Source organism: uncultured Paenibacillus sp., assembly GCF_963515335.1.
GTDB lineage: Bacteria > Bacillota > Bacilli > Paenibacillales > Paenibacillaceae > Paenibacillus_I.
Map to the genome: position 1 here is coordinate 22,489 of NZ_CAUPYC010000003.1, position 14,407 is coordinate 36,895.

The 14,407-nt window shown below is 58.1% G+C and carries 15 protein-coding genes and 1 tRNA gene; 8 read left to right on the forward strand and 8 right to left on the reverse strand.

The window, feature by feature from the left end:
• The first annotated feature begins 140 nt into the window (after positions 1 to 140).
• Both RWM61_RS01640 and RWM61_RS01645 read left to right on the forward strand, forming a co-directional pair.
• Complete coding sequence (locus tag RWM61_RS01640) at positions 141 to 299, forward strand: hypothetical protein (RefSeq protein ID WP_313996670.1); 159 nt, start codon at positions 141 to 143, stop codon at positions 297 to 299.
• 204 nt (positions 300 to 503) lie between these two features.
• On the forward strand, positions 504 to 1,433 hold the full coding sequence (locus RWM61_RS01645) for a proline dehydrogenase family protein (protein WP_313996870.1): 930 nt from the start codon (positions 504 to 506) through the stop codon (positions 1,431 to 1,433).
• Positions 1,434 to 1,593: 160 nt separating this feature from the next.
• Here the strand turns inward: RWM61_RS01645 and RWM61_RS01650 are convergent, their stop codons facing one another.
• A complete protein-coding gene (locus RWM61_RS01650; RefSeq protein ID WP_313996672.1) occupies positions 1,594 to 2,532 on the reverse strand; it encodes an aldo/keto reductase family protein in 939 nt (312 codons plus the stop codon).
• 168 nt (positions 2,533 to 2,700) lie between these two features.
• On the opposite strand from RWM61_RS01650, the gene RWM61_RS01655 reads away from it, so the two are divergent.
• Complete coding sequence (locus RWM61_RS01655) at positions 2,701 to 3,036, forward strand: helix-turn-helix domain-containing protein (RefSeq protein ID WP_313996674.1); 336 nt, start codon at positions 2,701 to 2,703, stop codon at positions 3,034 to 3,036.
• A 76-nt stretch (positions 3,037 to 3,112) separates the two neighbouring features.
• Here the strand turns inward: RWM61_RS01655 and RWM61_RS01660 are convergent, their stop codons facing one another.
• From RWM61_RS01660 to RWM61_RS01670, 3 genes are all read right to left on the reverse strand, one after another.
• Entirely contained in the window at positions 3,113 to 3,880 is a 768-nt protein-coding gene (locus RWM61_RS01660; protein WP_313996676.1) for a sporulation protein, read from the reverse strand.
• Between the two features lie 78 nt (positions 3,881 to 3,958).
• The gene (locus RWM61_RS01665; RefSeq protein ID WP_313996678.1) at positions 3,959 to 5,719 is read right to left on the reverse strand and encodes an ATP-binding protein; all 1,761 of its coding nucleotides are present in this window, start codon (positions 5,717 to 5,719) and stop codon (positions 3,959 to 3,961) included.
• Positions 5,720 to 6,203: 484 nt separating this feature from the next.
• Positions 6,204 to 6,371, reverse strand: a complete 168-nt coding sequence (locus RWM61_RS01670) for a hypothetical protein (protein ID WP_313996680.1) — start codon at positions 6,369 to 6,371, stop codon at positions 6,204 to 6,206.
• Positions 6,372 to 6,583: 212 nt separating this feature from the next.
• Between RWM61_RS01670 and RWM61_RS01675 the strand changes: the two genes are divergently transcribed.
• Positions 6,584 to 6,754 carry a hypothetical protein gene (locus tag RWM61_RS01675; protein ID WP_313996682.1) on the forward strand — a complete coding sequence of 57 codons (171 nt, stop codon included), beginning with the start codon at positions 6,584 to 6,586 and terminating at the stop codon, positions 6,752 to 6,754.
• 23 nt (positions 6,755 to 6,777) lie between these two features.
• Positions 6,778 to 6,930: a hypothetical protein gene (locus RWM61_RS01680; protein ID WP_313996684.1), complete on the forward strand. Its 153-nt coding sequence runs from the start codon at positions 6,778 to 6,780 to the stop codon at positions 6,928 to 6,930.
• Positions 6,931 to 6,997: 67 nt separating this feature from the next.
• Here the strand turns inward: RWM61_RS01680 and RWM61_RS01685 are convergent, their stop codons facing one another.
• The 3 genes from RWM61_RS01685 to RWM61_RS01695 form a co-directional block, all read right to left on the reverse strand.
• Positions 6,998 to 7,336 carry a YolD-like family protein gene (locus tag RWM61_RS01685; protein WP_313996686.1) on the reverse strand — a complete coding sequence of 113 codons (339 nt, stop codon included), beginning with the start codon at positions 7,334 to 7,336 and terminating at the stop codon, positions 6,998 to 7,000.
• Between the two features lie 15 nt (positions 7,337 to 7,351).
• The gene (locus tag RWM61_RS01690; protein ID WP_313996688.1) at positions 7,352 to 8,611 is read right to left on the reverse strand and encodes a DNA polymerase IV; all 1,260 of its coding nucleotides are present in this window, start codon (positions 8,609 to 8,611) and stop codon (positions 7,352 to 7,354) included.
• 299 nt (positions 8,612 to 8,910) lie between these two features.
• Positions 8,911 to 8,986: transfer RNA gene (locus tag RWM61_RS01695), tRNA-Thr, on the reverse strand.
• A gap of 163 nt (positions 8,987 to 9,149) precedes the next feature.
• Here RWM61_RS01695 and RWM61_RS01700 point away from each other — a divergent pair.
• The 3 genes from RWM61_RS01700 (at position 9,150) to RWM61_RS01710 (ending at position 12,706) form a co-directional block, all read left to right on the forward strand.
• Positions 9,150 to 9,584 carry a universal stress protein gene (locus tag RWM61_RS01700; RefSeq protein ID WP_313996690.1) on the forward strand — a complete coding sequence of 145 codons (435 nt, stop codon included), beginning with the start codon at positions 9,150 to 9,152 and terminating at the stop codon, positions 9,582 to 9,584.
• A 216-nt stretch (positions 9,585 to 9,800) separates the two neighbouring features.
• On the forward strand, positions 9,801 to 11,198 hold the full coding sequence (locus tag RWM61_RS01705) for an MBOAT family protein (RefSeq protein WP_313996692.1): 1,398 nt from the start codon (positions 9,801 to 9,803) through the stop codon (positions 11,196 to 11,198).
• Positions 11,199 to 11,215: 17 nt separating this feature from the next.
• Entirely contained in the window at positions 11,216 to 12,706 is a 1,491-nt protein-coding gene (locus RWM61_RS01710) for a copper amine oxidase N-terminal domain-containing protein (protein ID WP_313996694.1), read from the forward strand.
• Between the two features lie 60 nt (positions 12,707 to 12,766).
• On the opposite strand, the gene RWM61_RS01715 is transcribed toward RWM61_RS01710, so the two are convergent.
• Positions 12,767 to 14,386 (reverse strand): ATP-binding protein, encoded by a 1,620-nt coding sequence (locus RWM61_RS01715; protein ID WP_313996872.1) that lies wholly within the window; start codon positions 14,384 to 14,386, stop codon positions 12,767 to 12,769.
• Positions 14,387 to 14,407 lie beyond the last annotated feature (21 nt).

Sequence of the window (14,407 nt, forward strand, 5' to 3'; positions counted from 1 at the left end):
TCAACCCTTCCATTATACAATTGAATCCATTTGCAAGCGACTAGTCAAATATTGTAAGAATAAATCCCTGGCGCTTGCCGCTGGCAGGAAGCCGAATCGAAACCGTCGAATAGTAAGGGTTGGAACAGGAGGTAACGCTTATGGACGAGACGCATAAATTACAGGCCAGAATCGCCGAGCTCGAAGCCGAGGTGGAAAAGCTGCGGCGCGAGAACGACCGGCTCCGCAAGCGTGCGGCGGCAAAACCGGCCAATTCGGGCGCGATGTCGACGAAGCTCACGGACGCGCTAAGAGAATAGTCCTGCGTATAATAATAGAAACTGCCGATTCCGCCTGTCTCCGTGAACTAACCCGCCCGACAAGCACTTGCCTCCGCATTCCTCTTTTGTTATGATCTTCTCCCGCGCTCCACACCGGGTAGCGGCCGGCGCGATGAATGCGGAAACGAAAGGCAGGGACGGCTTGGAGCGTTGCGGTTGAAACGGTTGGAGGGAGTGTGTGTGATGGAGACGCTTATGCGGAACGTGCTGCTCTCGCTTGCCCGGGGCAAGCTGCCGAACCGGCTCGCGAGACGGTACGGCCTCCGGCTCGGCGCCGGGCGATTCGTCGCCGGCGTTACGATCGGGCAGGCGATTGAAGCGGTTAAGGAATTAAACCGGCAAGGCAAGCTTGCCACGCTGGATTACCTCGGCGAATTCGTCGGCAGCGCGGAAGAGGCCGGGCAAACGGCCGATATGTGCCTCTCGACGCTGGCCGCCATCGCGGCCTCGGGCGTTCGGGCGAACCTGTCGCTCAAGCTGACGTCGCTCGGCCTTGATGTGGATGAAGCGCTTTGTCTGTCGCATATGCGGAACATTCTGCGGGAGGCGGAGCGGCACGGCCTGTTCGTCCGGATCGATATGGAGGACTTCTCGCATTGCGAGCGTGCGATCCAGGCCTATAAGACGCTGCGGCAGGAATTCGCCCATGTCGGCATCGCCATTCAGGCTTATCTCTACCGTTCCGTGGAGGACGTGCGGAACCTGGAGAGGCTCGGAGCCAACCTCAGGCTGGTGAAGGGCGCATATAAAGAATCCGCCGAGGTCGCTTTTCCGCGCAAGGCGGACGTGGACGCGCAATTCATCGAACTGATCCGCATGCACCTGTCATCCGGCTGCTACACCGCGATCGCGACGCATGACCCGCGCATCGTCGACGCGGCCCTTGCCTTCATCGCGGAAGCCGCCGTCCCGGGCGACCGGTACGAATTCCAGATGCTGTACGGCATCGGGGAGGAGCTTCAGCGGCGGCTGGTGGAAGCCGGCTGCAAGGTGCGCGTCTACGTGCCGTTCGGCGAGGATTGGTTCGGCTATTTCATGCGCCGGCTGGCCGAACGGCCGGCGAACGTGTGGTTCGTCCTGAAGAACCTGTTCCACCGCAAGAGCGCCGCATGAGCCGGAAGGTGCAGCGGTCCGGGAGCTGCGCGACTTTGCATACAAGAAAAGCCGCTGCCTCCCCCGGAACTGCCGGGGAAGCAGCGGCTTTTCGATTGCAGCCGGCGGGCGATGCCGCATCTTTGCCTTCGCGCACAGACGAAAGCTGCATGGCGCTGCGCTATTTCAAGATTTCTTCAATGCGCTCCTGCACATCCGCGCTCAGCTCGACGCCGGATGCCTTGGCGTTCTCCTCGATCTGCTCCGGGCGGCTCGCGCCGACAAGCGCGCTTGCCACGTTCGGCTGGCGCAGGATCCAGGCGAGCGCCAGCTGCCCGACGGTGATGCCGAGGCCGGAAGCCACCTCCGACAGCTGCCGGACCTTCGCGATTTTCTCCTCCGTGATGCCGTTCTTCACCCACTCCAGCTTGGCGGCGCGGCTGTTGGCCGGAATATCCTGCGCCGACGTATATTTACCGGTCAGCAATCCTTGCGCCAGCGGCGAAAATACGACCTGGCCGATCCCTTTGCGCTCGCCGAGCGGAATGATGTCGGGCTCGATGTATCGGTTGAACATGTTGTAGACAGGCTGGTTGACGACGATCCGGTCAAGCAGATACCGGTCCGCAACCGCCAGCGCTTCCGCCATCTGCGCGGCGCTCCACTCGCTGACGCCGACGTACAGCACCTTGCCTTGGCGAACGAGATCGTCAAGCGCACGCAGCGTCTCCTCCAGCGGCGTTTCCGGGTCGTGGCGGTGGCAGTAATAAATGTCCACATAATCATGCCCCAGCCGCTTCAGGCTGGCGTTGGCCTGCTCGACCACATGCTTGCGGGAAAGCCCGCGGTCGTTCGGCCCCTCGCCCATCGGCCAGAACACCTTGGTGGCCAGCACGTACGATTCGCGCGGATACGCCTTCAACGCCTCGCCCATCAGCTCCTCCGCCGCGCCCTTCTCATACACGTTGGCCGTGTCAAAAAAATTAATGCCGAGGTCATAGGCCTTCCTGATCGCGTTCACCGCATTTTCCCGCTCGACGTAACCGCCGTATGTAAGCCAGCTGCCCAGGCTGATTTCGCTCACCTTCAAGCCTGAACCGCCCAATTTACGATATTTCATGTTTCCGTTTCCTCCTTCGGATTTTAGAATTTGCAGCGTTGTCCGGCAACGCTCTTTTCATTCTAGAATAGTTCGTATATGATTGAAAGAAGTGAAAAGTTATTCATTATATTATACCGGTTATAGTTGATATACTTCGGTATAGCGAAAATAAAGGAGGTTCGCTTCATGTCCCTTCCAAGCAATTACATACCCAAAAACCCGGTAGACATCGAATGCAATATCGAGAAAACGGTCGATGTGCTCGGCGGCAAATGGGCCTTTCTCGTCCTGCGCGAGCTTTTCTGCGGCACCAAACGGTTCGGCGAGCTGCAGCGCTCGATTCCGGCGGTGAGCCCCCGCGCCTTGACCAGCACGCTGCGCCATCTGGAGGAGAAAGGCGTGCTGGAGCGGCATGTTTTCCCGACTGTGCCCGTCACGGTCGAGTACACGCTGACGCCCAAGGGCCAGGATCTTCACCCGATCATCAAGCAAATGAAGCTTTGGGCGGCCAAATGGACCTAGCAATCATCAGCGATACGCCGATTGCAAAGGGCTGCCTGTCAGGTCTGAATGACCGGTCGGCAGCCCTTTTGGTTAGTTAGCAGTAACGCCCGATGATATCCGAGAGCTGATGCGCGATTGCGTTCGGCCCCGCCGCAAGCTGCTCATTGGAGAAACGGGCGCGGACGAACGATTCGTCCATATCCATCGCCTCCGCGAACAGGCTGGACAGCCCGCGCGCGCGCCTGTCGATCTGCAGCAGCAGTTCAAGCTCGCGCTCTCCTCCATAGAAAATAACCTCCAGCTCATCGAGCTGTCCCCTGAATTGCGTCGTCGGGACAAATTCGAACTCCTGCACGAAAGGCACCCTTCCGCCAAGCTTATAAGCGTATTCGCACTCGGCTTTGCGCAGCCGGAAGCCCATCCGGTCAAGCGCTTGCAGAATCGTATTCATCTGGGCGGTCGGCAGCACATCGATCCGGTCGTTGTCGCCGGGATCGACGCCGCCGCGCACGTCCAGCTCCGTCTTGATCCAGACCGGCGCCCGGCCGATCGTAACCGGCGTTTGATAAGGCAGGATGAAGGAGAACGGAACGTCGCGGTTTTCGCCCGCCTGCACCGTGAACGGGCTGCTGACATGGAACCGGGCCACCTCGCCGTGCTGTCTGTACTTGTTGTCGTCGCTTTCTTTGATGTACTCCGTCATAACCGACAGCGAGATCGTCTCGATGCGCTGCTCCACGCTGCCGCCGCGGATTCTCACGATGCCGCGCACCTCTTCGCCCGGTGAATACTGCGCCTTCTCCAAAAGGGTGTCGATGTTGGCGGAACCGATGCCGATGCTGGCCAAAAAACGGTTGAACAAGCCAATCCCTCCTTCATGATATACAGCGGGTGTTTACCCTACTAGCTTATTACGGAAGCGGTAAAAACAGGTTTCGATTTAACCGGTGCCGTTCCCTTTTTCCTCACCCCGCGCAGGACTTGCATACAGCAGTGCAATATCCATCGTCGTGCCCCTTCCCAGCTCGCTCGACACGCGGATTTTTCCCCGGTGGTTATCGACGATTTTGTAGCTCACCATCAGGCCGAGCCCCGTTCCCTTGTCCTTGGTCGTATAGAACGGCTGGCCCATTTTGGACAGCTGCGTCTCATCGATGCCCGGTCCCTCGTCCGTAATCCGCGCAATGACGTAACCGCCCTCGCGCATACAGCGAATCCGGATCGAGCCGCCGCCGGTCATCGCCTCGATCGCATTTTTCAGCACGTTGATGAATACCTGCTTGATCTGATTCTCAACGCCGTGCACCCACAACGGCTCATCGTCATGATGCAGCTCGATCACGATGCCGTGCATGATCGCCTGGGCCTCCAGCAGCGTCACGGTATCCTTCATGATCGCGCGCGCGTCCTGAAAAGCCAACTCGTAGATTTGCGGTTTGGACAGCATCAGCAGCTCGCTGACGATCGATTCGATCCGGTTCAATTCCGATTTCATGATTTCGTAATAGTTTTTCCCTTCCGACCTGCCCGAGGCGATCAGCTGCAGAAACCCTTTCAGCGACGTGAGCGGATTCCGGATTTCATGCGCGATGCCCGCGGCGAGCTGGCCCGCCACGTACAGCTTCTCCGAATTGATCAGCAGCTCCTCGTTCTTTTTGCGCTCCGAGATATCACGGATAATGACCTGCACGGCCGGCTTGCCCGCCAGCGTCGTCGGCGTCTCCACCACCTCCGTATGCAGCAGCTTGCCTCTTAACGTGTACCAATCCTGCTCGAGAGACGCCGGCGGACGGCCGCCCTCCACCATATGCAAGCACCGGTTCGCCTCTTCATGATGCTTGGGATGAAGGAAATCAAGAACCGGTTTGCCCAGCAACTCCGATTCATGCTCCGCCTCGAACATCCTTAGTCCCGCTTTGTTCACGTAATCCCATTTGCCGCCGGATACGATCGCGATCATGTCCATCGAGTTTTCGACCAGCAGCTGGTACCGTTCGTGCATCGTATTCATTCGCGTGTTCAGCAGCCAGGCCGCCAGGCCCCCGCCGGGTACGAGCAGCGTGCCGAAGCCGATGACCATGACGAGACGCATAAACAAATCGTTCAGCCTGTCGCTCGTCATAATCTCGGTGTATTCCACTGTAACGGCTTCCATCCCGATTTGTATCATCAGCACGGTCGAGCATCCGAGCAGCAGCGCGCTGAACAGCCTGGATTTGCCGCCGCTCCGGGTGAAAAAGGCGTAAGCCGTCCAGGTGCCGAAGAAGATGACCGCAGCCGACAAGGCAAGAAGCCGGCCGTCCAGCTCAATCCGCTTCAACGGCCCGCCGAGCATGTTGACGTAATGCAGCGCCAGCGCCGCGAACGACAGATATAAGCTTGCCTGGAAGGGGCCCAGCCGCGGAGAGCCGCCGATTTGCAGAAAGGAGACGTAAGCCAGCAGCGCGCCGGCTGCAAATATGACCAGCATCTTCCAATCGATTGTAATCATATAGTCCCGTGCCAGCAGCGCCACGAAGTGCAGGGACGACAGGCAGATGCCGAACACGACCGCGCCGCCGAGCATCCCGTATCGTCTCTCGGTGACGGAGCCGGTTCCAATGTTGCCGATAAAATAAAACATCGTATAGGAAGACAAAATGCTGATCATCAGCGACAATATCAGAAACATCCATTGTTCGGAGCCGTACGGATCAATCATGTTACCCCCATCTTCCCAACTCGCTTGCTTGTCGCATACATACATTCGACAATTTTACAAAAAATCCTTTTTTTCGTTCAAATGCTGCTTGAATCCGGTCCGTTCGGGATGCGCCAGCAGCGCGTTTGGGGTATAATGCGGTGAGAAATCGGGCAAGCGCGCAACGTGTTTGACGAGCTTGTCGGGAGGTGTATTGCATCGTGAAAATGTTGCGGCGGGGCGTGACGATCGTGGCGGAGGAACGGTTCGATATATTCGATGAGGCGCCGCGCCGTGGCGGCGTCGGACTTCGTGCCGCGGAAGCCGTCGTATTACGCCGGCATGTTCCGCGCGCTTTGCGAACATTACCGCGGGTAACGCGGCACGTTTCGCGCCACCCATCTATACGCGCGTACAAAAGCCCCTGTTTCACTCCGCCGGGTGCACTTGGCAGTCCTCCGCGGGAACAGGGGCTTTTGGCGCGGCTTTTGCATCAAGGCCGCCGTTATTCCATCGATTCGTTTTGCTGCTGCTCGTTATTATTGCTGTTTCGGAACACTTCAGCCGCCGCTTGAGCGGAGATTTCCGCATTTTGTTTCTCGCCGGCCGGCATCTTGTTCAGCTCCGTCGACTGCACATCGGCCTTCGATGCCCGGTTGCGTTCGTGTGCCATGTTGTCCCCTCCTTCACTGCATTGGATTTCCGACGGCTTTAGCATGCGCCGCCCCGGTATCCGTTATGCAAAACAAGGAAGTTCGTCTTCGTACAAACGGACGACATGTCCGGCGGACAGCACCCTGCCTTGCCCTGTGGAATAAAAATCCCGGCGCTGCGACATATTGTTGAAGTGCAACCACAATTCCAATTCAGCAAGGAGGCCGGACGATGGACGAAATCATACGGCGGGACGACGAGGCCGCGCCGGAATCACCCCAAGCGGTCAAACCGGGCAACACCGCCAAGGTCGTAGCGGAAATGCCGGACGACAACGAAATGCGGTCCAATCTGCAGCAGCAAAAAGAGAACGACGGTTACCCGGGCTCCTGCGGGATTTAAGCCGATTGGGAGGTATGCCACCGATGCGGAGCAAAGATAAACAAGAGGCGCAAGAGCCGACAATCGCCCCCGGAATGGACGATGCGCTCGACGCCGAGGCGAACGCACGGGAAAAGCGCGCCGGCGACAGCACCGAAGTCACCCGCCTGGCGCTCGACCGTACGCCGGAGGATTAGAAGCTGCATATCGCCGACACGACAAGGAAGCCGCGGTAACACCTCCGGGGCTTCCCGTTCTGTTGCGTCAATCCTCCCGCACGCCTTGAATATCGGCTTCGTCGTACCAACGGCCTTCGACCAGAAAACGTCCGCGGCTGCGGTCGACCTTATCGACGGCGCCGGTCAGCTCGCGCTCCTCGTATTCGTCAAACAGCTTGATATGCAGCACAACCCCGCGTTGAACGGACTCCGCCATCATTCGCCCGATGCGTTCCCATTCGCTTTCGTCCAGCTCGACCCGTTCCCGCCGATTTAAATCCTTCCTGTGCCGGACATGCCGTTCTTTGTGCTCCGGAAGCATCATCCGGCTGCCTTCCCACAGCAAGTTCGACCCGGGGGTCAACTTGTTCTCTTTTTTCGCCATATGGCTTCACCCGCCTTATTTGTAGTGTCCGCCGATCTTCTCCGCCCTGTCCCGCGCCTGGCCGGCCGGCGACGCGGACGACGCGCGCATAATGATGCCGTCGCCGTATTTGTCTTTGAGACGGTCCGTCGTCTTCTCCAAGGTTCCCAACCGCTCGCGGTAATCGTCAAACATCAGCTGGTACTCCTCATCGCTCTGAAAGCCGGTCATGGAAACGCCGATCCGGCGGACCGGCCGGCCGTTCCAGTGCTTGTCGAACAGTTCGCATGCATGTTTGTAAAGGTCGCTCGTGATGTGCGTCGGGCAGGCCAGCGTCATTTGCCGCGAGAAGCCTGTCGGCCGGTCAAAGTCGGCGCCCGCGCAGTTGACGGACAGCGTCCGTCCCATTTTGCCGCGGGCGCGGCACCGCCTGGCCACCAGCTCGCAAAGCTCCAGGAGGATCACCCTGATCTCCTCCCGCGTCTCGTAATCGCGGGGCAGCGTCATCATATGGCCGATCGACTTCTCCCCGATATGCGTGTTCGGAGACACCGGCGAATCATCGATGCCGCTCGCGATCCGCCAGCACTGCTCCGCATGGATGTCGGCATTCTTGCCGAACCGGGCGCGCAGCATCCGCTTCAAATCGGGCAGCGGCGTCCGCGCCAGGTCGCCGATCGTGTGGATCCCCATTCGGTTCATATGGCGCATCATGCGCGATCCGATCATGAACATCTTATTGACCGGCAGCGGCCAGAGCGTGTCCTCCAGCCGGTCCTGCGGCAATACATATATCCCTGACTCGTTTTTCTTCGCGAAGTTGTCGCAGGCCTGCTTTGCGAGCACCTTCGTGGAGCTGATGCCGAGCCGGGTGTACACGCCCGTCTGTGCCATCACCTTATCCTGGATCTGCCGCGCAATCTCCAACGCCCCGCCGAACAAATGAACCGTGCCGGTCACGTCGATGAATTGCTCATCGATGCTGTACGGCTCGACGAGATCCGTAAACTCCTCATAAATCCGTGTAATCTGCAAAGATACATCTAGGTAAGTCTGCATGCGCGGCTTGACGACGACCAGCTCCGGACATTTGCTCAAGGCCTCGCCGATCCGTTCCGCGGTTGTGACGCCGCAGGCTTTTGCGACGGGACAGGCGGCGAGCACGATGCCGGACCGCCGCGCCGGATCGCCGCACACGGCGAGCGGCTTATCGATCAGCTCCGGCCGCTCGGCCTTCTCCACGGAGGCATAAAAGCTTTGGCAATCCGCCAGCAGGATGATCCGATCATTCGGCATGGCGAAGGCTCCATCTATGCTGCAGAAGCAGCATTGCTTCGAACATGGTGGTCGGTTTCTCCGTCAAATTCCCCATGCTGTCATCCCCTTCCGTTGAATCCGCCTCGGCCGCCCCGCAACGGAGCATTGATTCCTATTATATGCAAACATACGTTCCCATACAACATGTGTTCAATTATTTTAAGCGACGGGAAAATACGTGTAAAAAGCATGTATTTCCATTGACACGGGAAATTGCGGCAAGCAAAAAAGCGCGGGTCCGAAAACTCGGAAACCCGCGCCGTTGCTGGCGATATGTATGGTGCTGATGAAGGGATTCGAACCCCCGACCTACGCATTACGAATGCGTTGCTCTACCAGCTGAGCTACATCAGCAAGACCTTTATTAGAATACGCATTTTCAAAACAAAAGTCAAGCGTTTCGCCGGGCTTTTTTCACTTGAAATTTTTGGTCAAAGGGCTTCCCCGCGCGTGTCGTTTCATGACTCCCGACCGAAGGGTAATAGATGCGTAACAGAGCGAGCGGGAGGTAATCCTTATGGCATACAAAAATATAATCGCGGCGTACGACGGCTCCGAGCAATCGCTGCGGGCGCTGAACGCCGCGCTGGAGCTGGCCGCCGAACGCAATGCCGCGCTTGAGGTGCTCCATGTTTATCAGCTTCCGGTCGCCGTCGTGGGGGAAGCGATGATCCCTCCGCCGGCGAACACCACCGCCGCAGTCGCCGAAGAGGCGGAGAACGTCGCCGATGAAATCCGCTCGATCGTCGAGTCGAAGCCCGGCGCCCGGGCGACCGTGACGGTGCTGCAGGGCGATGCCGGACAGCAAATCATTGAGACGGCCGCGAAACGGGGCGCGGATCTGATCGTGATCGGCAGCCGCGGCAACAGCGGCTTGAAAGAGTTGTTCCTTGGAAGCGTCAGCCACTACGTCATCAAGCATACGGACACGGCGGTTCTTGTCATTAAATAATCAAATTCAGCGCCGAAGCCTTTCCGGACTCCTTCACCGGAAAGGCTTCTTCTGTTGCGCGGCGGCCGGAACCTTATCGCAGCCTGGATCGTCTAATAGACGGACCTCCGCCGGCATGACCGCCGGCCTGCGCGGATCCGAGGAGAAATTGTCGGATGCGCGCGAATGCGCTATACTTGAATACAGCAAATTGATAGGGGACGTGACCGTAAACGCATGCTGTTCAACTCTTACGTATTCATATTCGCCTTTCTGCCGATCACGGTAACGGGCTACTTTCTGCTGACCCGATTACGTCTTGTTTTTGCCGCCAAGGTGTGGCTCGCTCTGGCTTCACTCGTGTTCTACGGCTGGTGGGACTACAAATATGTGCCGCTGATTCTCGCCTCGATCGGCTTCAACTATACGGTCGGGCGCCTTCTCATGTCGTCTGCGGAACCGGGCGCCAAGCTGGAACGGCACCGCAAGGGGATCCTGATCGCCGGCATCGCCGGCAACGTGCTGCTGCTCGGCTATTATAAATACGCCGACTTTTTCCTGGAGAACGTCAATGCGCTGACAGGCAGCGCCGTGCCGCTGCTGAAGCTTGTCCTGCCGCTCGGGATCAGCTTCTTCACGTTTACGCAGATCGCGTTTCTGGTAGACGCCTATAAGAAAAAAGTGAAAGAACAGAGTATCGTAAACTATGTTCTGTTCGTCACCTTTTTCCCCCACCTGATCGCCGGACCGATCCTGCACCACAGCGAGATGATGCCGCAATTCGACCGATTGCGCAATACTCGGTGGAACTGGACGAACGCCGCGGTCGGCGCCTACGTTTTCTGCATCGGCTTGTTCAAGAAGATGGTCATCGCCGACACGTTCGCGGAATACGCCAACGACGGCTTCGCGACAGCCAAGTATTTCATCGAATCGTGGGTCGCTTCATTGTCCTATACGTTCCAGCTGTACTTCGACTTCAGCGGGTACACCGACATGGCGATCGGCATCGCCCTGCTGTTTAATATCCGCCTGCCGCAGAACTTTAATTCGCCTTACAAGGCAGTCAGCATCCAGGATTTCTGGCGGCGCTGGCATATGACGCTCAGCCGCTTCCTGCGCGATTATATTTACATTCCGCTGGGCGGCAACCGCAGGGGCGAGTTCGTCATGCTCCGCAATTCGATGCTGACCTTCATCATCGGCGGCTTCTGGCACGGCGCGGGCTGGACCTTTATCATCTGGGGATTCCTGCACGGCGCGGCCCAGATCGTACATCGTCTGTGGACCAAGCAGAAGCGGCCGATGCCGGCATGGCTCGCCTGGTTCGTCACCTTTATGTTCATCAACGTCGCGTGGGTATTTTTCCGCGCCGAGAGCTGGTCCGAGGCGATCCGCATCCTGAAAGGGATGGCGGGCATCAACGGGGTTGCGCTCGGTGAAGCGAAGACGCTGCTTTTCCCGATCGTGCTGATTGCCATTGCCCTGCCGGTTGTCTTGTTCGTGCGAAACTCCTCCGAGCGGGAACACGATTTCCGCCCGGGCTGGCGCGCAGCCGTCACGATGGCTGCCATGTTCGTTCTGTCGCTGCTGTTTTTCAACCGGATTACCGAGTTTCTTTACTTTAACTTCTAGAAGGGCGGCGAAAACCCGTGTTTGTTTCCGATCCGAAACGTCCCTTGCGGGCGGACGCCCGCCCCGTGCGGCGCAGCCGGCGCTATAAGCGGACGCTGCTCGTGTTCCTGGCGAGCTCGCTGTTGTTCTCGGCCGTCGTCATGCTGACGGCGTTCATCGTCGATCCTTTGCAGCATTACCGCAAGCCGACCTTATACAGTCCGATCTATTCCACGGAGCAGCGTTACCAGAACCCCGGGCTTGCCCGGAATTACGATTATGACACGATCATTATCGGCACGTCGATGACGGAGAACTTCGTGCCGAGCGAGGTGGACAAGGCGCTCGGCGGCAAGACCCTCAAGCTGTCGATGCGCGGCTCGCTCGCTTTCGAGCAGTACGAGATTGCGCGCCTGGCGCTTTCCACCGGCAAGGTGAAGCAGGTGCTGTGGGGCCTCGACTACTTTGCATTGAAGTCAACGCAGGAGAATCAGGGACCATTCCCTTATTACCTGTACGACGACAATTTCTGGAACGATTATAAATACTGGTTCAACGAATCGACGTACGAGCAGGCGGTCAAAGGGCTGTACCGGCAGCTGAAGACGGGCAACAAGCAAAGCCTCGAATATTTGTACAACTGGGACTGGTCCTCGACGTTCGGCAAAGAGCTGGTGCTGAAAAATTACCGGAAAGTCCAGGTGATGGAAGCCGCCTACGGCGGCAAGGAGGACTCCCTGGAATCCGTAAAAGCAAGCTTCGAACGCTATATCGTCCCGCTGCTGCAAAATAATCCGGATGTCAAGTTTATGTTCTACTACCCGCCGTACTCGATCCTGCGGCACGTGGTGTGGCAGCAGACGAATCCCGAGCGTTACGAGAATCAGATGGCGATGAAGACGTGGATGTTCGAGAAGTTCAATGCGTATCCGAACGTGAGCGTATACGATTTTCAGGCCGAGTCCGAATGGACCTATAACCTCGACCTGTATAAAGACCTTTCGCACCATTCGCAGGAGGTCAACACCTGGATCGCGGAAGCGATCGGCCGGAATGACGCGAAATACCGCGTGACGCCGGACAACGTGGACGATACGGTAAGCTTGCTCCGCCGGCAGGTCGACGAAACGGTGGTAAGCCCGGACGGCGAGCTGCACCGGTTCCGCGTTTCCCTTCCGGGCGCCGGCGATGCGGAGCCGGGAACGGCTCCTTTCACCCGCAAAGAGATGCCCGGCGACGGCGAGCTGCTGGTCCCCGCCAAAGAGCTTGCCGCCTACCTCGGGGCGGTGCTAGAGTGGGACCAGGCGACCAGGACGCTGCGCTTCAAGCGGGGCGCCGTCGTGCTGGAGATGGCGGCCGGCAGCACCGAAGCCCGAGTAAACGGCAAGGCGCGGCAGACGGCTTACGCCCCGGTATTAACCGGCGGAAAGACGCTCACGCCGCTGCGGTTCACGGCCGAAGCGCTTGGCCTGAATACGGAGATTCAGGAGCTCGGCGAACGGACACACAGCATCGTCATCAAGCCATAACGCAATAACTGCAACATAAAAAGGGACTGCGGCGCCGGAATGAAGGCGATCGCAGTCCCTTTATTTTACAGGCTCAAGCCCTGTTTCTTCCTTCTCCGGCCGGTACGCGGACGGCGGCGGCTGTACCGGCAGCCGCAGCGTAAACGTGCTTCCTTGATCCTTCTCGCTGACCAGCGACAGTTCACCGCCGAGCAGGCGCGTCAGCTGCAAACTGATCGAGAGGCCGAGGCCGGTCCCGCCGTATTTGCGATTGATCGACCCGTCTCCCTGCTGAAAAGCCTCAAAGATCAGCTGCTGCTTGTCCTTATCGATTCCGATGCCGGTATCCCGTACGGTGAATACGACCCGGATGTCCGAAGCCGCCTCTTCCCCGCGCTTCATTTTTCTTCTTCCGGGCTTCCAGCCCGCCGCTTCCCGGTCGCCGCCGGCTATCGTTTTTCTCGTTTCCTCCATCAGCCGGCGCAGCGGGCTTTTTTCCACAAGATAGGGGCTGCGGCGAAGCGGCTCCGTCAGCGGATCGGCATCCGTGCGCTCGGTCGTCACGGTCAGCCGCACTTCGCCGCGATCCGTGAATTTGAAGGCGTTGGCAAGCAGATTCCGCAAAATCTGGTTCAGTCGAAGCCCGTCCGAAACGATCGTTGCCGGCACATCCTCCGCCACTTCGTACCCGAAGGACAAGCCTTTCTGGTCCGCAACCGGTTCGAATGACCGGCAGATCAATTGGACCGCGTCGGCGACGAAAACCGTATCCCATACGACGTCCATTTTGCCGGCTTCGACCTTCGACAGATCGAGAATGTCGTTAATGAGCTGCAGCAGATCGTTGCCCGCCGTGTGGATCAGGTCGGCGTATCGCACATCGTCAGGCCCGTAACGCTGGTCCTCGTTGTCCCGCATCAGCTGCGACAGCAGAATGATGCTGTTCAGCGGCGTTTTCAGCTCATGAGACATGTTCGCCATAAATTCCGACTTGTATTGGGAGGAAAGCATGATTTGACGGGCCTTCTCCTCGAGCTCCCGCTTCGCCTCGCGCAGCTCCCGGGTTTGCCTGCGCAGAATCAGGTTCATATTGCGAAGCTCGTCGACCCGCTGCTGTTCCTTGTAAAAATCGCGAATGATAAAAATAAAGATGGCGCTCAGCACCATCCCGAGCGGATACGTAATGACGGCGATTTCCGTTAAAAACACCAGCGGCGGCAATACGCCGAAAACGGTGAGATTGGCGAGATTGAGCGTATTCAGGACGACAATCGAGATCGTCGCTTTCCGGGCGAACGGCCAGTTGCGCCTCTCGAACAGCACCACCAGCCCGGCCGCCGCCGCACCCAGAACGCCGAGATTGATCAGACCCACGGTGGATGCGGGGTTGACGCCGTGAATCGTCAGCCTCAAAAGCGCAATCCCCAAACTGATGACGATAAGCAGCCGCGGATTGCGGAATACCAGCGTCGCCAATATAATCGGTACGATCCGCAAATCCGTTATGGCCGTATCATTGATCCGAAAACCGAACAGGATCGTCAGAAAGCCCGCCAGAATAAAAATAACGACGGTAATGCCCTGCCGGACCTTCTCCGACGTATGCGCGAATAAATATTTATACCCCATATTGAACAGGTAGGCACATGTGATCAATATGGCGGTATTCGTCAAAAAAATTCCGAAGAGACCCAACTTCATCACGCCCCCTGTCTCCCATTG